Origin of the sequence: uncultured Bifidobacterium sp. (genome assembly GCF_949292005.1) — a bacterium.
In the GTDB taxonomy this organism is placed as follows: Bacteria; Actinomycetota; Actinomycetes; order Actinomycetales; family Bifidobacteriaceae; genus Bifidobacterium.
Genome location: NZ_CASEXV010000025.1, coordinates 80,238 through 100,759, shown reverse-complemented (window position 1 = coordinate 100,759; position 20,522 = coordinate 80,238). Strand labels below are relative to the sequence as shown.

Here is a 20,522-nt window from a genome sequence, read left to right as displayed (position 1 = left end):
CCGACCGGGAATCCCGGGAATCAGAGATCCCGCTCATGCCCCGCCTCCTCAACGTCGTCCCAGCATCCCGTGTCATCCAACCTCCGTGCCTCGGCGGCCGGGTCGTCCGTCAGAACGGTGATGTGTCCCATCTTCCTGTTTCTGATGATGTCGGCCTTGCCATAGTCGTGGACGTTCCATTCGGGATGGTCGGGGATAAGGGCACGTGTGGGTGCCACATGCTGACCTAGCACGTTGACCATTACCGCGGGGCTGAGCAGTCGTGGCTGCGGCAATGGAACACCCGCTATGCCCCGGACATGCGCATCGAACTGATCGATGGAGCACGCCTCTATTGTGTAATGCCCGGAATTATGCGGCCGCGGAGCCAGCTCATTGACGATGAGACCGTCATCGGGCATGACGAACAGCTCGATGGCGAGCGTTCCCGCGAGCTCGAATCCCTTCGCCAGACTCACCGCCAGCTTTTCGGCCCTACCGGCCACGGCCTCGTCGACATCGGCCGGGGCCAGCGTCATATGAAGGATGTTGTGTCGGTGCTCATTGCGCACAATCGGGAAGGTGACGAAATCCACGCCATTGCCACTCACGAGTATGGACGCCTCGAACGAGAAATCGACGAAGCCCTCAAGAATGCTGGGAGGAAGCGGATCGCCGGCGCCAACAGCGCGTTCGACCTCGGTAAAATCCTCCGGCCCCCGCAGAACCTTCTGACCATGCCCATCGTATCCGCCGCACCGAGTTTTGAGGACGCTGGGATATCCGATTCGCTCGATGGCGGAGCGCAAATCGTCCAGTCCGTCCACCTGCCGCCACGGAGCCGTCTCGATGCCATGATCGTTGATGAAGGTCTTCTCCCGCACCCGGTCCTGGGTCACGCGCAGAAGATCGGTTCCCTGTGGAATGGCAACAATGTCACGAACCGCGTCCAACGCATCCGCATCGACGTTCTCGAACTCGTACGTCAGCACGTCACACCGTCGGGCGAGCTCCCGTATGGCGGCGCGGTCGTCGTACTCGGCCGTGATCTGGAAGTCGGCCACCTGGGCCGCGGGGCAATCCGGGGTGGGATCAAGCACCCCGATGCGCAAACCGTGGTACCGCGCCGAAAGCGCCATCATCCTGCCAAGCTGGCCTCCGCCGACGATGCCCATCGTCGCCCCGGGAAGAAGATGGTCGACCTTTCCATGGGTCTCCTCAGACAAGCTTGGCATTGGAAAGCTCGACCTCCTCCCTCAGCTTCTCCCGATACTCATCCAACGCCGTCGCTAAATCGCCGTCATCGATGGACAGGATGCTCACGGCCAGAAGACCTGCATTGGTGGCGCCGGAATTGCCCACCGCGGTCGTCGCAACCGGAACGCCCGCCGGCATCTGGACGATGGACAGCAGCGAGTCCCAACCGGACAGCGCATGCGAACGGACGGGAACCCCAATGACGGGAAGCGTCGTCTGCGCCGCGATCATGCCAGGAAGGTGGGCGGCTCCCCCGGCTCCGGCTATGATCACCCGCAAACCACGGCCGCGCGCCTCATGCGCGAAATCGGCCATAAGATCGGGGGTGCGGTGGGCGGACACCACCTTTTTGACATAGGAGACTCCGAAACGGTCAAGAATGTCGCAAGCGTTCCTCATCGTCTCCCAGTCGCTTGCCGACCCCATGACCACCGCGACCTTGGGCGCGTCAACCACCATATGTACCTCCCTTGTGGAACCGTCTCCACTCTACGCACGGCGTGCGAAAACACCGAGGCCGCCATGCCTCCCCGCAAGGCGTTCCAACACGCCGTCGGAGGGCAGCCGCATGGAAGAGCCCCTCGTTCCAAGACCACGCCAACCCGCCGCCCGCCGTATTTCCACAAAGCCCTTCGTAATACGAAGATGTTGGGGAAGTCGGCTCCGCACCCTCCCCATTGGTCGTGAATCCGCGTAATATCCCCCGAGGGAATGTCGAAAGGGGCACAGCGCATGAGAACCACGAGCGGACCACTGGGTCGGATCCTCTCCCCCGACGACGTGCGCGAGCTCGACCCGAACGAGCTTGTCCCCCTCTGCGCTCAATTGAGGTCGACGCTGGTGGAGTACGGCAAGCGCCATGGTGGGCACATCGGATCGAATCTCGCCGTGGTGGAGCTCACGGTGGCTCTCCATCGCGTCTTCGACTCCCCCAGGGACGCCATCATCTTCGATGTCTCGCACCAGAGCTACGTGCACAAGATGCTCACCGGACGGGCACCCGCCTTCATCCAGTCCGACAGGTACGACTCGGTGACGGGGTTCACCAATCCGGAGGAAAGCGAGCACGACCTTTTCGCCCTAGGGCATACGGGAACCTCGATCTCCCTAGCCTGCGGCATGGCCAAGGCCCGGGACATGCGGCATCTCACGGACGGAGCCGGCTCGGGCAACGTCATCGCCATCATCGGCGACGGCGCGTTGAGCTCCGGCGTGGCGCTGGAGGGTCTGAGCGACGCCGCGGAACAGGGCGGCAACCTCATCGTCATCGTCAATGACAACGAGATGTCCATCGACCGAAACCACGGAGGTCTCTACACGGGCCTCGCTCGGCTGCGAGAAAGCGGCGGACACGGCCAGCCGAACATCTTCACGGCGCTGGGCATGGACTACCGTTATGTGGAACACGGTAATGACGTGTCGGATCTTGTAACCGCCCTCACCGACGTGAAGGACATCGACCATCCCATCGTCGTGCACATCCACACCACCAAGGGCCTCGGCCTTGACGAGGAGGACGCCCGCCATGGCGTTCTCGAAGGCAGGCACGAGTTCAACCATTGGCAGAACCCCTTCAGCGCGGAGGGCCGTCCGATGGGGTCGCGCAAGGCGTTCGGCTCGTTGGCCATGTCGCAACTCGAGAGGCGGTTCGCGTCCGAACCGGGATTGATAGTCATATCCCCGGCCACGGCGCGGTCGAATGGGATCACTCCCGAATTCCGCGCCCGTGCCGGCTCCCATTACGTCGACACCGCCATCAGCGAGGATCACGCGGCGGCGTTCGCCGCGGGGATAGCACGCGGCGGCGGAACCCCTGTTCTGGTGACCAGCGCAACGTTCTTCCAGCGCGCCTATGACCAGTTGGTCGAGGAGCTGGCGCTTAATGGACTGCCTTCGACGCTGCTCGTCTTCTCGACGGGGATATCGGGAACCGACCACACGCATTCGGGAAGTCTGGACGTGGCGATGTTCTCCACCATTCCCGGTATGACATATCTGGTGCCGTCGAGCTCGGCGGATTTCCTCGACATGCTCGATTGGTCCACCCGCGCCCGCGCCCACGGCACCGTCGCCATCCGCGTGCCCGGAGAGCGGGTGCTCGCCAAGGAGCGCGGGCTCTCCGCAGACGCGTTCGGAGCAGATGCCCCCACCATGACGGCACCCCCTCTTCCCGCGCATGAATCCGGTTCCGCCCACGAACCCACGGAAAGGAACCCTTACACGACATACCGCATAACCAAACGCGGCCATGGTGTCGCGTTGATCGGACTGGGCGACATGCTTCCGGTGGTGGAGCGGGCAGCGACGCTTGTGGAGAAATCGTCCGAGGGAAGAGTCAACCCCACCATCATCGACCCCAGGCAGGCCTCGACCGTGGACTGCGCGACGCTGAGCCGAATCGCCACCGACCACCATCTCATCCTTACCGTGGAGGACGGCCAGCTCGACGGCGGGTGGGGCGAGCATGTGGCGGCGGGAATCGACTCATCACCGGACGATGGCCACGCCCGGCCACACGTCGTGTGCCTGGGCGCCGACAAGGAAATCGCCAATCGCGTGCCACTCGCCGAACTTGAGCGGCGCTATGGCTTGACCGCGGATGCGCTGGCGGCACGGGTTATGCGGGAACTGGAAGCGAATCGGCCCTCACCGACGAGAAGTGGCACTACCTGCGAGAAGTAGCGCCATCGAGACGTCATAACCTCCCGGAATACCTCCGAGCTCCCTTTCCCGGCCTTGATGACGCCTGCGCACGCGATGAAGACCTTGTCCGAGAGGCCGCCTGCTTCTTGGATGCCGCCTGCTTCTTGTCGTCGAGAATCGGCCGGAAAAGCACAAAGCGCCGGCCAATCACCTGAACCAGTTCGCCACCCACGCGACCGGCGACCTCCTCCCCCGCCTCCCGCGCATCCACCGGACATCCGTCCTGCACTGCGCATTTGATGAGCTCACGGGAGTCCAAGGTTTCGGACACCTGCGAGACCACGGCATCCGTGACACCGTTGCGCCCGATCCATACGACCACAGACATGCTCTGCGCCTGCGACCGTAGTTCCCTCATTGTTTTCTTATCCATCGTGTCTCTCGTCCTGTGAGTTTCTACGTTCGATTAAGTTCCCTCGCCAACGTGCGCCGCGGGAATCCCGCCCGACGACCATGCGCCGGCCAACGCCGGAAGTGATCGTCCGATCCAATCCCACGATAGCCGACCAGCAGTGCGGCACACCGCGACATAAGTCCTCCACACTGGTAGAATGTCGTCTCGTTGTCTTGGCCCCGTAGCTCAGCTGGATAGAGCAACTGACTTCTAATCTGTAGGTCGCCGGTTCGAATCCGGCCGGGGTCACTCCGAACCTGAGGAGACATTGGAGTTTGAGGGGTTCGCGGATCCCACGGTTCTCACCACCGGCTGTTATGCCCCGCCCCGCCCGGAAATCGATGCGCGAGGCCTATAATTTCCCGTGCACACGCCGATCTGGGAGGGGTTCCATGTTCTGCAATCATCGCGAAGTGGTCGTGGCCGGCCAGAAGAAGAAGCTGTCCGTCACCAAGGGCATCATCGGAGGCCTGCTTCTCGGCCCTATCGGCGCGGTCGGCGGCGCGGCGGGCCTGGGCAAGACCAAGACCATGTTCACATGCGTGTCTTGTGGGAAAACGTTCGACCATGTCCCCAGCGGGGCGAGAATCGTCGGATAGCAGGTCACCGGCACCAAGCGAATTCGAGTGCGATGTTATGCGATGTTATGCGATGCTCCCGTGTCTCAAGCTGCCGTTACCATGCAGGCATGGTGAGAGGGAATGACGGGACCGGAGAAAACACTCCAAAGCATGACGCGGACCCGTCTCTGCCATTCACCTATCTTCGCGACGTGGCCCAATCGCACGGACTGGCGTGGGACGACGCCACCCGCGCTCTTCTTCATCTCGAGAACGATTCGGGAGAACCCAGCCGCACGGGTCTGATACTGTCCGACGACTGTCCGTTCACCACCAGAATCGTCCTCGTGGACGGCTCCGACGCATCCTCGCCGCGACGGGTCATCACCCGACGCGGATCGATTCTTCAGCAGCTTGATGAATCGCTGCGCATTCTGCTCGGGACCGACAACGCTGTCGATGCTCAACCCGGCGCCGCCGAGAAAGACGAGACATCCACCGCGGAATCCGAAGAATCCGTCAAACCCACCGAATCCGCCAAACCCACCACGCATAGCATATGGCCGATGGATGCGGTGCGTGAGAGCCTTGCCAACGCGTACATGCACCGTGACTATGATTTCAGCGGGCCAACGGTTATTCACCGCTTCGACGACCGTCTTGAGGTGATATCCCTGGGCGGGCTCAGCGCGGGGCTCCACGCCGACGATGTTCTCAACGGAATATGCCAGCCCCGCAATCCCGAGCTCGCACGGGCCTTCGGCGCGCTTGGACTGAGCGAGAACGCCGGTCTGGGCATTCAACGCATCATGGAATCCTATGCCGACTGCGCCCGAAGCCCCCACCTACGCGCCGCGTCCGCGTCCGTGGCCATTGTTCTGCCCCGGCGCATCCCATGGACGGATGAACCCCTCCACAACGCTTCCCCTGGCCATGACGGCACGGGTGGCGGGCGCTTCCGGAAGCCCGGTTCCGGACACACGGCACGGCGCTACGCCTTTCCCAGCCAGATTCCCACCACCGCGCCAACCGACGACACGGCAAACGAATCCACCACGCCGATCGGCCATGGCGAACGTCGCGGTCGGATGCCGCTCCAGACATCCGCAAGTCTGGAAAGGACGACCTTCGGAGACCCTCTTCAATCAGATGCCACAGGATTAGACACCGCAGGACCGAGGGTGGTCCTTCTTCGTCCTCCGGGCGCGCCATCAGGGGATGCGCGACGCGTTCTCACTCCGATGGCCGCCACACTGGCCCCGCTCGAGGATGTGACGCTCCGGCTTCTGGCCGCGAGCAACACAACGCTTAGTAGGGCCGAGATACAGACGCGGCTTGGTCTTACGAAGAACCAGACCGCCCACGTGCTCCGAAGACTGGCCAAGGATGGTCGAATCACCATGCATGGACGATCCCGCGCCGCGCGATACTCCCTTGTCTAAGAAGTCCCTCGCCTAGAGCATCCTCGCATCGACGTCTCGTTCGGACATAGGCTCATAGCGCGTTGCCGAAAATCTGGTCGCGCAACTCGCGTCTCGCCTTCTCCAGTCCCGCGATGTCGCCCAGAAGCCCTATCCCCTGCGGACTGTCGGACCCAAGCTGCGCCATGCGGCGCTTCGCCGCCCCTATTCTCCTCATATAGCCAAGATCCATAAGACGCACCATCAACTCTGATGCGTAGCGCCTTTCCGCCGCGCTGGGTCCCGAATCCGCGGACGTGGCGCCACCGTCGCCTTCAGCGGTGCGAGGAAGCGGCAGAGGCATGACGGCCAGCTCATCGACCACCGGCTGCAGAAGGGGACCAGCGGCCTTGGAGATCTCATGCATCCACAGTCCCTGTGGGACCCCTCCAGCCGGAAGCCCACCGGCAGCGGCGATGGCTTGGAACAAGGAGCGGAACACCGGCGTGATGAAATTCATCAAGGTGAGCTGTGAGAACGCCTCCGGGTCGATCGCATCGGGTTGCTGAATCACCACGGCCATGAACTGCTGCTCACAAATGAAAACGGCATCATCGATGCGATGGTAGGACTGCTCCGCCGCGTCCCGACGCTGGATCCTTCCACGTTCGACCCTCTCGTCCACCTCTTCGCGCACGCCAGCGCCTCGTCCCGCGGGTTCTCCCCTGCGCGGCGACGCGTACGCGTCATCGGCGATTATGCGCATCCTTCTGCGGGCGGAACCGACTTCGTCGCGCATCAGATCAAGATCCACACCGATGCGGCGCGTGACCTTGCGCGTGTATATGTCGAGAAGGGATTTGTCCCGGATCTGCGCGATCAATGGGGCCACGGCTTTCACGGCCCCCATCTGCCCCGCGGTGTAGCCCATATCGAAACGCTCTATGGCCGTATCGATGACGAAATCGTACAGGGGCTTGGCCGTCTCCACCAGTGACCGCACGGCCTCGTCCCCCTGCCGAATGCGCAGATCGCACGGATCGAGATTGTCCTGGGCGACTGCGACGAAAGTCTGCGAAAGAAACGCGGAATCCAGCCCGAACGCATGGACGGCCGCCTTCTGTCCTGCGGCGTCACCGTCGAAAGTGAAGACGATACGTGAGCTGAGCTGCTGACCGTCGACCTTGTGCGGCCCCACCAACTGGACTGCCCCGAGCGAGTCGTCCGAGATCAGGCGCCGGACGATCTTCGCATGCTCGGCACCGAACGCGGTTCCGCACGTCGCCACGGCGGTGTCGACTCCGGCGAGATGGCAGGCCATGACATCCGTGTATCCTTCGACGATGACCGCCTGCCGCTTGCGAACTATCGACCTCTTAGCCAGGTCAAGACCGTAGAGCACCTGAGTTTTGCGGTACAGGATGGTATCGGGGGTGTTGATGTACTTCGCTTCGATCACGTCGTCGTCGTACAGGCGTCTCGCGCCGAAACCCAAAGTCCGTCCGGTAGAGTCCCGTATGGGCCACGTCACACGACCACGGAAGTAGTCGTAGATCCCCCGCTGCCCCTGTCGTGCCAGTCCCGCGTCGATCAGCTCCTTGTGCGTGAAGCCCTTCTGCGCGAGATGCCGGACAAGATTGTCCCAGCCACGGGGGGCGTATCCGCATCCGAAGCGTCCGCAATCCTCCCGGGAGAAGTTCCTTCCCGACAGCATCGACCGCGCGGCGGCGGCATCGTCCCCGGACAGCTGCTCGACGAAGAATCTCTGCGCCTCCTCGTTCGCGTCCAGCAGCCTGGTGCGCTTGGATCCCTGACCCTCGACGCGTTCCGAGCCGCCTTGCGCGTAGTGGAGCTCGATACGGTAGCGATCGGCGAGAAGTTCGACGGCCTCCCGGAAATCCACATTCTCGCGCTGCTGGACATACGCGAACACATCGCCACCCTGTCCGCATCCAAAACAGTGCCAGACGCCAAGCGAGGGACGGACGTTGAAGCTTGGCGTCTTCTCGTCGTGGAAGGGGCACAGACCTACGAAGGTCCCGGTTCCCGAGGGCTTGAGCGTCACCGAGGACGACACTATGTCGTACAGGTCCGCCGCGGCGCGAACCTTCTCCACATCCTGCTTATCGATCATCCCGGCCATAGGCACCCACACTAGCGCAGGAGAGGGAATGGCCAGCCATCAACACAGTATGGCGTGCAGCGCCATGGCCGATCCGTCCGTCAGACTCGCCACCTGGTCCACCGCGACACGCAGACGCTCGCCGTCATTCGCCGCATCGTTCCAGTCCTGAAGGAACACCGGTTCAAGCGCGTCGCTCGCCCGCGGCGAGTCGGCCATCAGAACGTCGACGAGGTCCCGCACTATTCTCAGCTCCTCATCATGCAGGGGCTCCCGTTCCCTGGGCTCCATGACGAAATACACCGCGATTCCCTTCAACGCCACGATCTCGTACGACGTGTCCGCAGGTATGACCACGCGAGCTCCATATCGGGTCAGCGGCCCGCTCCCATACGCCTCACGGGTGGCCCTCTCCACCGAGACGGCGAAACGACCGATGAGCGCGCTCGTGATGTTCTTCAAATGGGCCAGGGCCCGCCGTGATCCGTCGAAATGCTCGGGGAACGCGCCTTTGGAGCGCAGACGCCCCAACGCCTGAAGAAGGAGGTCGGAGTTCCATGAGGAGCCGTACCAGCGACGCGTGACATCAACGATGGAATCGATGACGGTGGGGTCGCGCAGCGCCAAAGGATTGAAGGCATTGGTGGCGATGGCATCCTCGACGTCATGCACGCTGTAGGCGATGTCGTCGGACAGATCCATGACCTGGCACTCCATGGGGGTCACATCCTCGGGAGCCCCCCGTCTGAGCCAGCGGAAAACCTCCATATCATCCGGATATACGCAGAACTTCGCGCTTCTCTCTCCCTTGGGATGCCTGTATGCCTGCGACAGCGGCCACGGATATTTGACGGCCGCATCAAGGGCCGCTCTGGTGAGGTTCACGCCGGCCGACCGGCCATCATCGGTCATCACCTTGGGCTCGAGGCGCGTGAGGATGCGGAGTGTCTGCGCGTTGCCCTCGAAGCCTCCGATGTCCTTGGCGATGTCCGAGAGCACGCGCTCGCCATTGTGTCCGAAAGGAGGGTGCCCCAGATCGTGGGCCAAACAGGCGCAATCGACGACATCGGGATCGCAGCCGAGCATGGCTGCGATCTGCCGGCCGATCTGGGCGACCTCGAGCGTATGGGTCAGACGAGTGCGCGCGAAATCATCGGTGCCGGCCACAAGAATCTGGCTTTTGGCTCCAAGCCGCCGCAGCGCCGAGGAATGAATCAGACGAGCCCTGTCACGCTGGAACGCCGTTCGCGATGCCGACTTCGGAGGTTCGGGAATCCAACGTTCCTCATCCTCAGCGGAGTAGCCGACCGGAAGAGGACCAACGGAGAGCCCCTGCCGCCGGCGCGGCCCACCCGTCAGGTCAGGAGGCGTCCGCATCCCATCATCCTGGTGCCGGTTCTGCTTCAATGCGTCGATCCAAAATCAGTCGAGGGAATCCACAACATCGACCCTCGTGGGGACGTTGCCCGCCGTGGCTTTGGAATAGGGGCACAGCTGCTGCGTGCGCTCGACAAGACGGATGGCCAGATCCCTGTCGACATCGGGAAGATAGACCTCGATGCGTGCGCTGATCCCGAAGGACTCGCCCTCATCGCCCAAGGAGATGTGGGTGCGCACCTTGGATGTGGCAAGCTTCGTGGCCGCCATGCGAAGCTCCTTGGCCGCCAGGCCCAGGGCACCTTGGAAGCACGCCCCCCAGCCGATGGCGAAAAGCTGCTCGGGGTTCGTGCCCTCGCCCTTCCCCCCCATCGCGACCGGGGTGTCCAGATCAAGGGAGAGGTCGGGATCGTGGCTGACCGCATGGCCGTTGCGGCCACCTGTGATCTGCGCGGTGGCGGTGTACGCGATGGTGCTGGGCTCATGGCCCTGATAAGTAGTCATGCGCCCATGACACCACGACCGAGCACCACGCGCAAGTCTTTTCGCGTCAAGCGTTTCCACGCACGCATAGGGAACATACTCAGGAAGGAAGCGCCACCTACAGCAGGGACCCCTCATCCAGCAGGGCGATGTCCCGATCCGAAAGGACCTCATAGGCATGCTCATACAGTCTGGGAATGCGGTTGCTCAGACAGGTGAACACCGTATAGCTGATAGTTTCGCCCGCGCGGGCCCAATCGTCGGCGGTGGGCTCGTCGTACGCCTCCCCCCGCCCCGGACCGAAAAGCCGGACGGTGTCGCCCTCATGGACTCCCATGGCATCGGCATCGCCATGCAGGTCGATGATGAACTGGTCCATGCACACGCGGCCCGACACGTGGAATATCCGAGGTCCCGCTGTGGTCTGGACACGGACAGGGCCTCCGGGCTTATCGATGTGCCGCGCGCCCTGCATGTCGAATCCGGAGGCCGCCCGGTTGATGCCATCGGCGTATCCCAGAGGGACGATCGCGGTGCTGGTGGCGTCGGGCGTCAGATACGTTCGCCCGTAGGAGATTCCGTGACCGGCCTCCACCTTCTTGACCGTCGCCAGCTGGGCCTGGAGTCTCATCGCGGGGCGCAGGCCGTACGTCGACGGCACCCCCATAGCCGGATCGGGCTCGTAGCCGTACAACCCGATTCCCGGCCGGGTCAGTTCGAATCGAATGTCCGGACGCGACAGGGTTCCCGCTGTGTTGGCCAGATGACGCACAACGGGAGGCATTCCCGCCTGGGACATGCGCCGCGTGAACTCGTGGAACGACGCGATCTGGCGATCAGTGGAGGCCACGAACTCGGGAACATCGGGACTGTCCGCCACAGCAAGATGGCTCCACTGTCCCACGACCTCGACCAGTCCCTCATCCACCAGCAGCCGAAGCCGACGAAGCGCCTCGTCGAAGGCCTGGGGGGTGAATCCGTTACGTCCGAAGCCCGTGTCTACCTTGACGTGGACACGCGCCCGGCGGCCCGTTCTCCGGGCGGCGGCGCCCACGGCATCCACGCTATCCAACGACCCGACCGAGATGTCGATGTCGTTCATGATGAGTTCGGCGAAAGGCGCCCGGCGGCCGTTGTAGACCCAGGTGAGAACACGGCAGCGGTCCGGGCCTATGCCCGCGCGCCGAAGAAGCAGCGCCTCATGCGACTGCGCGGTTCCCAGCCAGGTGGCGCCGCCGGCGAGCGCGGCCAACGCCGAGGGGATCAATCCATGCCCGTACGCGTCCGCTTTGACCACGCCCATCACATCGGCGTGCCCACCATCGCCGCCGCACAGATCGACCAGACGGCGCATATTGTCACGCATCGTCCGAAGATCGACGATCGCCTGCCCTGGATAGGACCGCAACGCCTCGTCGTAGCGCTCACGCCCCTGTGGTGAGGAGAAATCCGGTTCGAAACCCGATAGAGATGCCATACGACCATTGTCGCGCGTCTGCATGACGACCATATAGCGGCGTTGCGGTTCATGACCCACTATGATGTGGCACGCACGCGATGCGTCTCGACGTTGGGCATCCGCATGCCATTCCACCATTGAACATCGAAGGGCACCATGAACCTGCTGCGCAAGAAGACCGTGGACCAACTGGTCCAAGAATCCACACCACTACGCCGGACTCTGGCAACCTTCGATCTGACGATGCTCGGCATCGGCGCGATCATCGGCACGGGAATATTCGTGCTGACGGGCAAAGGCGCGCTCACCGCGGGCCCCGCCATCAGCGTCTCCTTCATTCTGGCCGCGATCTGCTGTGGCTTCGCGGGTCTGTGCTATGCGGAGTTCGCATCCATGGCCCCGGTGTCGGGATCCGCATATTCCTACGCGTACCTCGCGTTCGGCGAGATCATCGCCTTCATCATCGGATGGGACCTCATCCTCGAATACGCGCTTCAGGCCGCCACGGTATCGGCGGGATGGTCGGGGTATTTCACCAAACTTCTTGACGGGTTCGGCCTGCACCTTCCCGTCGAACTGACCGCCGCCTGGGGAACCACCGAGGGCGTCACGACGTACTTCAACCTTCCGGGATTCGTCATCGTGCTCCTGATCACCTGGATCCTGTCCATTGGCATCAACCAGACGAAGCGCACCAACGATGTGATGGTGATCATCAAACTCGCGATCATCGCCCTGTTCATCGTGTGCGTCATCTGGTACGTGAATCCCTCGAATTGGAAGCCCTTCTCACCTTACGGCCTGTACTCCTTCCAGCCGGGATCGACCCAACCTATGGGAATCCTGCCCGCGGCGTCCATCGTGTTCTTCAGCTTCATCGGTTTCGATGCCGTCTCGTCGTCCGCCGAGGAGACCATCGACCCCAACCGCACGCTTCCGCGTGGGATTCTGTATTCCTTGGGAATCTCCACCGTCCTCTACGTGATCATGACACTCATCATGACGGGCGTGGTTCCCTACAAGCAGTTCGCCAACTTCATCAACGCTCCGGTCGCCGGCGTCATCCTCGCCACCGGATTGAACTGGCTCGCCGTGGTCGTGAATCTCGGGGCGCTTCTCGGCATGACGACGGTGATGCTCGTCCAGCTTTACGGACAGTCGCGCATCTGCTACGCGATGAGCCGCGACGGGCTGTTCCCCAAATTCTTCGGCGAGGTGAACCCGAAGTACCGCACACCGTTCAAAGGCACCTGGTTCTTTGGCATCCTCACCGCGCTGGCCGGAGGATTCATCAACATCAACGTCCTCTTCGAGCTGGTCAATATCGGCACGCTGACGGCCTTCATCATCGTCTCGGCGGGTGTGATGCGCATGCGGCGGACGCAGCCGGACGCCCATCGTGGATTCCGCGCGCCGGGTGTGCCCTTCACCCCCATCCTCTCCATCGCCTTCTGTCTGGTTCTCATCGCCGGCCTCAATTGGGAGACCTGGGTACGGTTCGTCGTCTGGTTCGCCCTGGGAATGCTTGTGTACTTCGCATACAGCAGGAAGCGCTCAAAACTTGATCCCGCGAACACGACCACAACGCCGGAGGCCCCCGGGAGCGGCCACGACGAGAACGGCCCCATCCTCAAACCGGAGCTTGCGTAGAAACGAGTCTTCGTAGAAACGATCACGCGCGGGCAAGGACTCACCAGAAAAGTCTCACACAACGATGATGGCGTCATGCCGCTGAAACGCCACACGGCGTGGATCCCTTCTGCCTCCGACCGTCGTGATGACACCGCATCGGGTGAAGCCCGACTCTGCAAGGACATGAAGCATCGGGCCATTGTTTCGATGGGTGTCCACACGCACGTTCCCATACCGCCGCACCGCCCACATCAGACAGTGCCGGGCCGAGCCATGCCTGATCCCCGACGATGCGAGGCGATGGATGGTGACGTAGGGATCGTCGTCGATCCAAGCGCCGTCAATCGACGTGTACGACGGATCGGATCCCGCACAGATCGCGAACTGGGCGAGAATACGGTCATGAACCCCCTCCGGTCCGGAGCCGCCCTCCCCGTCGACGCCCTCGACCAGCAGCAGCGCTCGGCCGCGTCTGACATCCTCGGCCACCACCTCGGCAAGCGGATACCGGGTTCCCCATTGCGTGGGATTGCCAACCTCCATCATCACCTTGCGGGCGCGCACATAAACGTCCATCATGCGCGGAAGGTCAGCTCGCATCGCCCTGCGAAGAAACACTCCGGAAGAGGACGCTCCGGAGGGAGGGGCGTCGGCCGTTGTGACATCGGGAATCGTCGTGTCGACAACGGACAACCCATCATCACTCACCATGGTCATACCCGCGCCTCCCGCCGGATCATCCCTCGTTCATGATTCACGCCGGGCGCAAGAATACCACGTCGGATACGACGCGCTCACACAACCTTTCTCTCGAACGGATCGGAGCTGATGCCCTCTTCCAGGATGTCCCTACTCCACTGTCTGGCGCCGAAAAGACTGTGGTCACGGTAATTACCGCAGCTTTCGATGGTCGTCGCGGGAACATCGTCCCACGTGGCCTGATACGCGATGAACTCCAGTGACTCTTTGAGCGCCTTGGCGATTTCGACCGTGCTGTGCTCCCCCCAGGTGAGCAGATGGAATCCGGTACGGCATCCAAACGGCGAGCAGTCGATGTATCCGTTTACGCGCCTGCGCATCTGCACGGCCAGAGTGTGCTCGATCGTATGAAGCGCCGCCGTGGGGATCGCGTTCTCGTTCGGCTGAACAAGACGCAGGTCATAGTTCGAGACGACATCACCATGCGGCCCCTTCTCCGTGTCGATGAAACGCACGTATGGTGCCTTGACCTTGGTGTGGTCCAGCTGGAAGCTCTCGACCACGGGAGCGCTTTCATTCTTCTGCGCATTATCGTGATTGTTGTTCATGGTTTCTCCTTAGTCCTGTGCCTATTGTTCCACGTCATTGTCTGCGCCGAATTGCTTGGTGCCACACAGCTGTTGCCACATCACCTGTCCCCGCCACCAACTTCAGTGCGATGGCCCGTCCCATAGTCCCGGATCAGCCGCATGAAGCGCGGTCCATACCGCGCAAGCTTCGTCTCCCCCACCCCGGATACCGCGAGGAACTGGGAGTCCGTCACCGGTCTGATATGGGCCATATCACGCAGGGTGCGGTCCGAGAAAACCATATAGGGCGGCAGCGATGCCTCGGCCGCCAGCGACCGGCGGAGCGCCCGAAGCCTTTCGACCAGTCCCTCATCGACGTCGCCGGACGACGCTCCGCCCCCCGATGACGCCGCCGCCGAACCGGCGGCATGTCTTCTCTCCAGCCGCGACATCTCCAGATGGAAAGCGGGATCCACGGTTCTCACCGCCTGAGGTCCAAACCCCACGACGGGAAGACGCCCCGAGGAGATGGCCAGAAGTCCCTCCGAGGCCATCTGGTATCCCACTTCTCTGATCTTTGCGGACGACACCTCCGACAACGCACCATAGCTGGGAAGGGAATCCCATCCCCTGTCGATCACGTCCCTCGCCTTTGAGCCGCGGAGCACGTCCGCAATCCGCCCCATGCCGTAACGCTGTCCCAGATCGTGGACGCATCGGCTGATGGCGACGGCGATGCCGGTCACATCCGTCGTCATCCGAGTCGATGTGCAGTTGACGCACATCCCGCACTTCCGATCAGCTCCCTCGACGTGCGGGTCGCCATCGTCGAAATAGCGCCTGATATAGCGGTGGAGGCACTGGGTGGTGCGACAGTATCCCACCATCGAATCCAGCAGACGACGCCGCGACGCCGCGACCCGTTCCCTGCTCTCGGGGCTGAGCCTGTCGTTGTCCTCGGACGATTCCAGAAGCCGACGACGCGTGACGATGTCCGACTCGTTCCACAGCAGCGTGCACCGGCCCGGTTCGCCATCCCTGCCAGCTCGTCCGGCCTCTTGGTAGTACGCCTCAAGACTCTCCGGAAGGTTATGGTGAATCACGTAACGCACATTCGATTTGTCGATGCCCATTCCGAAGGCGTTCGTGGCGACCGCGACATCGACCTCGTCCGTGATGAAACGGCGTTGGGCCCGTTCCCTTTCTCCGGCGTCCATTCCCGCATGATAGGCGACCGCCCCGATCCCCCGATGGATGAGCATGGCCGCCACGTCCTCGGTCTGCCGCCGCGTCGAGCAGTACACTATTCCCGATTCCCCGGGATGGTTTCCGATGTACCGGGCCATCCACTCTTTTTTGGCCTTGGCCGACGCGGGGATGACGTCGAAGAACAGATTGGGACGGTCGAATCCCGTGACCGTCACCATGGGATCGTCCAGCCGCAGGAGACCAATGATGTCCCTTCGGACACGTTCCGTGGCCGTGGCGGTGAAAGCGGCGACCACGGGACGCCGTGACAGACACGACAGAAAATCGGCGATGCCCAGATATGCGGAGCGGAAGTCCTGCCCCCACTGGGAAATGCAGTGGGCCTCATCCACGGCAACCATCGAGATGTCATGGCATGAGGCGAACTCGCGGAACCGAGGAGTCTCCAACCTCTCAGGCGCCACATAAAGCATTCTCAGGGATCCCGCCGACGCGCGGTCGAGAACCAACGACTGCGCCGCGGCGTCCTGCGTGCCGTTGACGAAGGCCGCCGCGATTCCCGAATCGTTCAATGCGTCGACCTGATCGCGCATCAGCGATACCAGAGGCGAGACCACAATCGTCAATCCCGGCAGAATCACGGCAGGAACCTGGTAGCAGACGGATTTCCCAGCTCCGGTGGGCATGACCCCCAGAACATCGCGTCCCGAAAGGATGGCGTCGACCAGATCCGCCTGTCCCGGCCTGAAGGAGTCATATCCGCAGTACCGGCGCAGCACCGCGAGCACCCTGCCTCTCGAATCACCCATACTGGCGAGATTAGACGACCGTGCGTTCAATGTCCCGCCGTCAGTCGATGTGGGCGAAGGCGTCGCCAAGATCGGCGATCAGATCGTCGACCGTCTCGACTCCAACGGACAGACGCACGAGATTAGCCGGCACCTCCAGCGTGGTCCCCGACACGGATGCGTGGGTCATCGCGGCGGGAAGCTCGATCAGCGACTCCACCCCTCCCAGTGATTCGGCGAGCGTGAAGATCCTCGTGGCTCCCGCGAAGTCCCTGGCGGCATCCCCGCCGCCCGCCAGCTGAATGGACACCATGCCCCCGAATCCGCCATGCATTTGCCGCGCGGCGATGGCGTGGCCCGGATGCGATTCCAACCCCGGATACCACACGCGCTCCACCTCGGGACGCGATTCCAGCCATTGCGCGACGGCCAGAGCGTTCTCGCTGTGCCGGCGCACACGCAGTTCGAGTGTCTTCAGACCACGGATGTCGAGCCACGAGTCGAAGGGTGACGGAACCGCCCCGGCCGCGTTCTGCAGGAACGCCACACGATCCTTGGTCGCGTCGTCGTTGAGCACGACGGCCCCGCCGACGACATCGGAATGGCCACCTATGTATTTGGTCGTCGAATACACGACGACGTCAGCCCCCTCATCCAGAGGATGCTGAAGCACCGGGGACGCGAAGGTGTTGTCGACCACGACTTTGGCGCCATGGTTATGGGCGACCTCCGACGTGGCCGCGATGTCGGTGATCCCCAACAGCGGATTGCTGGGAGTCTCCACCCACACATACGAATACGCGGTGGATTCCAGCGCGTGGGAGATGGCCTCGAGATCCGTCATGTCGACGACGCCAAGACCGACGCCCCAGGGGACGAACACCTGCGAGAGAAGCCTGTACGTGCCGCCGTAGACGTCGTTGCCAAGAAGGATCCGGTCGCCGGGTTTCAGGGTTGAGCGCAGAAGCACGTCTATGGCCGCCAGTCCCGATGAGAACGCGATCGCGTGGCGGGCGCCCTCGATGGAGGCGAGCTGGGTGTCGAAGACGTCGCGGGTGGGGTTCACCGACCGGCTGTAGTCGTATCCGCCCCGCAGGCCTCCGACTCCGTCCTGTTTGAACGTCGATGTCATGTAGATGGGCGGGACGACGGCTCCGGTGGCCGCGTCAGGCTCCTGACCCGCATGGATGGCCCGTGTCGCAAGGCCCGCCGCGGAGAGATCGGGGACTGATGTCTTGGAGGTTTTGTCGGTTGTCATGATGATGGTCCTTTCGGTATGGCCGCGATGCTCCCCGATGGAGCGCGGCACGATGATGATTGATGTGTGTGGATCGGGTGGTGGGATGCGTCACAGATGCGCCGCGGCGATCGACGGCCGCGTGGTCCGGTCGACCACGGATCCGTACCCATGCGACCTCATCCATTCGTCGTCGAAGATCTTCTCAAGGTATCCGCGTCCCGAGTCCGGAAGAACCACCACCACAAGCTCGTTCTCGTCAAGATCGTGCCGCCGCGCATACGCGATCGCGGCGGATACCGCCATACCGGACGAGCCGCCGACGAGCAGCCCCTCCTCAGACGCGAGCCTGCGTGTCATCTCGAAGGCATCTGCGTCCGAAACCCGGACGATGTCGTCGGTGATGGTTCTGTCGAACGCCTGGGGGTAGAAGTCCTCGCCCACGCCCTCGATGTCGTACTGATGCACGTCGCTAGGATCGGAGTAGATGGACCCCTCGGGATCGGCGCCCACCACGACGACCCGTCCATCGGATGCCTCCTTGAGAAACCGACCCGTGCCGGATATGGTCCCTCCGGTTCCAATGCCTGCCACGAGATGCGTGATCTTCCCTTCGGTGTCCCGCCAGATCTCCGGACCGGTGGTCTGGTAGTGGCTCAATGGGCCGTTGGGATTCGCGTATTGGTTGGGTTTGAAGGCGCCCGGGATGGACGCGGCCAGACGGTCCGAGACGCTGTAGTAGGAACGGGGGTCGTCGGGTTCGACGTCGGTGGGAGTGACCACCACCTCGGCGCCATACGCGCGCAGGACCGCCCTTTTGGACTCCGATACCTTGTCCGGAAGGACGAACACCGTGCGATATCCCCGCTGCTGCGCCACCAACGCCAGCCCCACGCCCGTGTTGCCGCTGGTCGGCTCGACGATCACCCCTCCGGGCGTGAGCTGCCCCGACTCCTCCGCGGCGGATATGATGCGTTCGGCTATGCGGTCCTTGGAGGATCCTCCGGGATTGAGGTATTCGACCTTCACGGCGATGGTCGCTCGAACATCGTCCGTGACGTGGTGAAGGGCCACGAGAGGGGTGTTCCCTATTAGTTCGGTCATTGATTGATGGATGCTCATAATCGCTCGATTTCTGATGATTGCGATGGACGGTGGCGGTTGGGATGAGGTCGGTGCGAGAAGTGCGACAACCATGCGTCCGGGCCACGGAGGCAATCATGAAATGAGGAGGGAAGATGTGATCACATCCCGTGGAATTCCGCCGCCGAACCGATGACCACCTACGATCTCCGGCAGATCGCCGCCGACATCATGCTCATCGCGTCTTGCGCTCATCATGCCCTGTGGGCATCTCTTCCGACGATTCCGCCATGCGTCCAATCGAATCTTGTGATGCGCCTGCGATCCGTCTGTGATGCGCGTGGACGTGATAGTCAATTGACCAGCGCTGAGAACCAGCTGAAATCCATCTCCAATTATGCGTTGCCTGCCGTTCGCCCGAAGGCGTCGGTCAACGACAACAACATGAAAGATGGAACATGCTTTTCAGAGTAACACCACGTCGGACATCGGCGTGTCGAAACCCGACACAGAGATTCTGCGGAGGGAATGCGTCCAAGGGTTCGACGCTTGTTCTATGGTGTGCCTCATGAGCCTCATCGTCACGCAATCGGATAGAACCGACCTCCCCCTGGTCGTTATGCCGAGCATCATCCCTTCCATGACAGAGCCTTTCAAAGCCGCACTTCCGGTGCTGCACGACATCGCCCGCGTCAGCATCCATGACGATGCGACGCTCGACGAGAACGTCATAGTGGACCGCTGCGCGGACGCCGACGCCGTGATGGTCATCGGATTCCATGTGTCCGAATCGATGTTCACCCGTCTGGCGGACCATGTGCGCTGCTTCTCCTTCGGGGGGACCGGAGTGGCGAGCTACATCGACCTCGCACGGGCGAGGGAGCAGGGCATCGCGGTGACGAATGTGGTGCGCTATGGAGATCATGCGGTGGCCGAGCACGCCTTCGCTCTGATCATGGAGCTGTCTCGTCAGGTCGGAAGACTCGACTCCATCGTCAGATCCGGAGGATGGTCGGGCGTCGACGGCATCGGACTGCACGGGAAGACCTTGGGACTGGTGGGATTCGGAGGCATAGCGCAGGCCGTGTCGGACATGGCCTCCGGATTCGGAATGCCGACGTTGGTATGGAACTCGCATCTGCACGCCGACGCCGTCGCGTCCCACCACGTCACGCCGGTCGATGATCTTGGGGATCTTCTTCACCACAGCGATGTGGTGAGCATCCATCTTCCCCTCACCACATCAACAAGGGGAATCATCACATCCGAGCATCTGAACCGTCTCCGTCCGGGGACGATCATCGTCAACACCGCCCGCGCCGAGGTAATCCGGCCCGGGGCTCTAGCCGACCGGCTGCTGCGGGGCGATCTTCTGGCCGGACTCGACGTGTTCGACAAGGAGCCTCTGCCTCAGGACGACCCGCTCCGATCCGCACCCGGAACCATCCTCACTCCGCATGTGGCGTGGCGCGACGACGAGGCATATCGAGCTCTCAGCGATCAGGTCGTGCGCGCGATCGCAGGATTCTTCACGGGCTCATCCGTCAACAGGGTGGTCTGACCGGTTCCGT

Annotated in this window: 17 protein-coding genes and 1 tRNA gene; 6 read left to right on the top strand and 12 right to left on the bottom strand. The window is 62.6% G+C overall.

What is annotated here, in order from left to right; all coding sequences use genetic code 11:
- Window positions 1–20: 20 nt before the first annotated feature.
- Both purK and purE read right to left on the bottom strand, forming a co-directional pair.
- Window positions 21–1,214, bottom strand: coding sequence for a 5-(carboxyamino)imidazole ribonucleotide synthase (gene purK, locus Q1X90_RS01460; protein ID WP_300765879.1), 1,194 nt, complete (start codon window positions 1,212–1,214; stop codon window positions 21–23).
- Complete coding sequence (purE, locus tag Q1X90_RS01455; protein WP_300765878.1) at window positions 1,198–1,695, bottom strand: 5-(carboxyamino)imidazole ribonucleotide mutase; 498 nt, start codon at window positions 1,693–1,695, stop codon at window positions 1,198–1,200. The genes purK and purE overlap by 17 nt, the downstream gene beginning before the upstream one ends.
- A gap of 273 nt (window positions 1,696–1,968) precedes the next feature.
- Between purE and Q1X90_RS01450 the strand changes: the two genes are divergently transcribed.
- The gene (locus Q1X90_RS01450; protein WP_300765877.1) at window positions 1,969–3,918 is read left to right on the top strand and encodes a 1-deoxy-D-xylulose-5-phosphate synthase; all 1,950 of its coding nucleotides are present in this window, start codon (window positions 1,969–1,971) and stop codon (window positions 3,916–3,918) included.
- Window positions 3,919–3,931: 13 nt separating this feature from the next.
- Here Q1X90_RS01450 and Q1X90_RS01445 read toward each other — a convergent pair whose 3' ends face one another.
- Window positions 3,932–4,312, bottom strand: a complete 381-nt coding sequence (locus Q1X90_RS01445; protein ID WP_300765876.1) for a YhbY family RNA-binding protein — start codon at window positions 4,310–4,312, stop codon at window positions 3,932–3,934.
- A 196-nt stretch (window positions 4,313–4,508) separates the two neighbouring features.
- On the opposite strand from Q1X90_RS01445, the gene Q1X90_RS01440 reads away from it, so the two are divergent.
- The 3 genes from Q1X90_RS01440 (at window position 4,509) to Q1X90_RS01430 (ending at window position 6,335) form a co-directional block, all read left to right on the top strand.
- Window positions 4,509–4,582: transfer RNA gene (locus Q1X90_RS01440), tRNA-Arg, on the top strand.
- A gap of 143 nt (window positions 4,583–4,725) precedes the next feature.
- Window positions 4,726–4,932, top strand: a complete 207-nt coding sequence (locus Q1X90_RS01435) for a hypothetical protein (protein WP_300765875.1) — start codon at window positions 4,726–4,728, stop codon at window positions 4,930–4,932.
- 89 nt (window positions 4,933–5,021) lie between these two features.
- Complete coding sequence (locus Q1X90_RS01430) at window positions 5,022–6,335, top strand: ATP-binding protein (RefSeq protein ID WP_300765874.1); 1,314 nt, start codon at window positions 5,022–5,024, stop codon at window positions 6,333–6,335.
- A 52-nt stretch (window positions 6,336–6,387) separates the two neighbouring features.
- On the opposite strand, the gene dnaG is transcribed toward Q1X90_RS01430, so the two are convergent.
- The 4 genes from dnaG to alr form a co-directional block, all read right to left on the bottom strand.
- Window positions 6,388–8,436 carry a DNA primase gene (gene dnaG, locus Q1X90_RS01425; protein ID WP_300765873.1) on the bottom strand — a complete coding sequence of 683 codons (2,049 nt, stop codon included), beginning with the start codon at window positions 8,434–8,436 and terminating at the stop codon, window positions 6,388–6,390.
- A 39-nt stretch (window positions 8,437–8,475) separates the two neighbouring features.
- Window positions 8,476–9,792, bottom strand: a complete 1,317-nt coding sequence (locus Q1X90_RS01420; RefSeq protein WP_300765872.1) for a deoxyguanosinetriphosphate triphosphohydrolase — start codon at window positions 9,790–9,792, stop codon at window positions 8,476–8,478.
- 45 nt (window positions 9,793–9,837) lie between these two features.
- Entirely contained in the window at window positions 9,838–10,296 is a 459-nt protein-coding gene (locus Q1X90_RS01415) for an Ohr family peroxiredoxin (protein WP_300765871.1), read from the bottom strand.
- A 97-nt stretch (window positions 10,297–10,393) separates the two neighbouring features.
- Window positions 10,394–11,752, bottom strand: coding sequence for an alanine racemase (gene alr, locus Q1X90_RS01410; protein ID WP_300765870.1), 1,359 nt, complete (start codon window positions 11,750–11,752; stop codon window positions 10,394–10,396).
- Window positions 11,753–11,890: 138 nt separating this feature from the next.
- Here alr and Q1X90_RS01405 point away from each other — a divergent pair, with 138 nt between their 5' ends.
- Window positions 11,891–13,384, top strand: a complete 1,494-nt coding sequence (locus tag Q1X90_RS01405) for an amino acid permease (protein ID WP_300765869.1) — start codon at window positions 11,891–11,893, stop codon at window positions 13,382–13,384.
- 54 nt (window positions 13,385–13,438) lie between these two features.
- On the opposite strand, the gene Q1X90_RS01400 is transcribed toward Q1X90_RS01405, so the two are convergent.
- The 5 genes from Q1X90_RS01400 to Q1X90_RS01380 form a co-directional block, all read right to left on the bottom strand.
- Window positions 13,439–14,083: an N-acetyltransferase gene (locus Q1X90_RS01400; RefSeq protein WP_300765868.1), complete on the bottom strand. Its 645-nt coding sequence runs from the start codon at window positions 14,081–14,083 to the stop codon at window positions 13,439–13,441.
- Between the two features lie 77 nt (window positions 14,084–14,160).
- Window positions 14,161–14,673: an S-ribosylhomocysteine lyase gene (locus tag Q1X90_RS01395; protein ID WP_300765867.1), complete on the bottom strand. Its 513-nt coding sequence runs from the start codon at window positions 14,671–14,673 to the stop codon at window positions 14,161–14,163.
- 80 nt (window positions 14,674–14,753) lie between these two features.
- Entirely contained in the window at window positions 14,754–16,652 is a 1,899-nt protein-coding gene (gene recQ / locus Q1X90_RS01390) for a DNA helicase RecQ (RefSeq protein ID WP_300765866.1), read from the bottom strand.
- Window positions 16,653–16,692: 40 nt separating this feature from the next.
- Window positions 16,693–17,889 carry a cystathionine gamma-synthase gene (locus Q1X90_RS01385; RefSeq protein WP_300765865.1) on the bottom strand — a complete coding sequence of 399 codons (1,197 nt, stop codon included), beginning with the start codon at window positions 17,887–17,889 and terminating at the stop codon, window positions 16,693–16,695.
- 90 nt (window positions 17,890–17,979) lie between these two features.
- Complete coding sequence (locus tag Q1X90_RS01380) at window positions 17,980–18,990, bottom strand: pyridoxal-phosphate dependent enzyme (RefSeq protein WP_300765864.1); 1,011 nt, start codon at window positions 18,988–18,990, stop codon at window positions 17,980–17,982.
- A 529-nt stretch (window positions 18,991–19,519) separates the two neighbouring features.
- Between Q1X90_RS01380 and Q1X90_RS01375 the strand changes: the two genes are divergently transcribed.
- Window positions 19,520–20,512, top strand: a complete 993-nt coding sequence (locus Q1X90_RS01375) for a D-2-hydroxyacid dehydrogenase family protein (RefSeq protein ID WP_300765863.1) — start codon at window positions 19,520–19,522, stop codon at window positions 20,510–20,512.
- Window positions 20,513–20,522 lie beyond the last annotated feature (10 nt).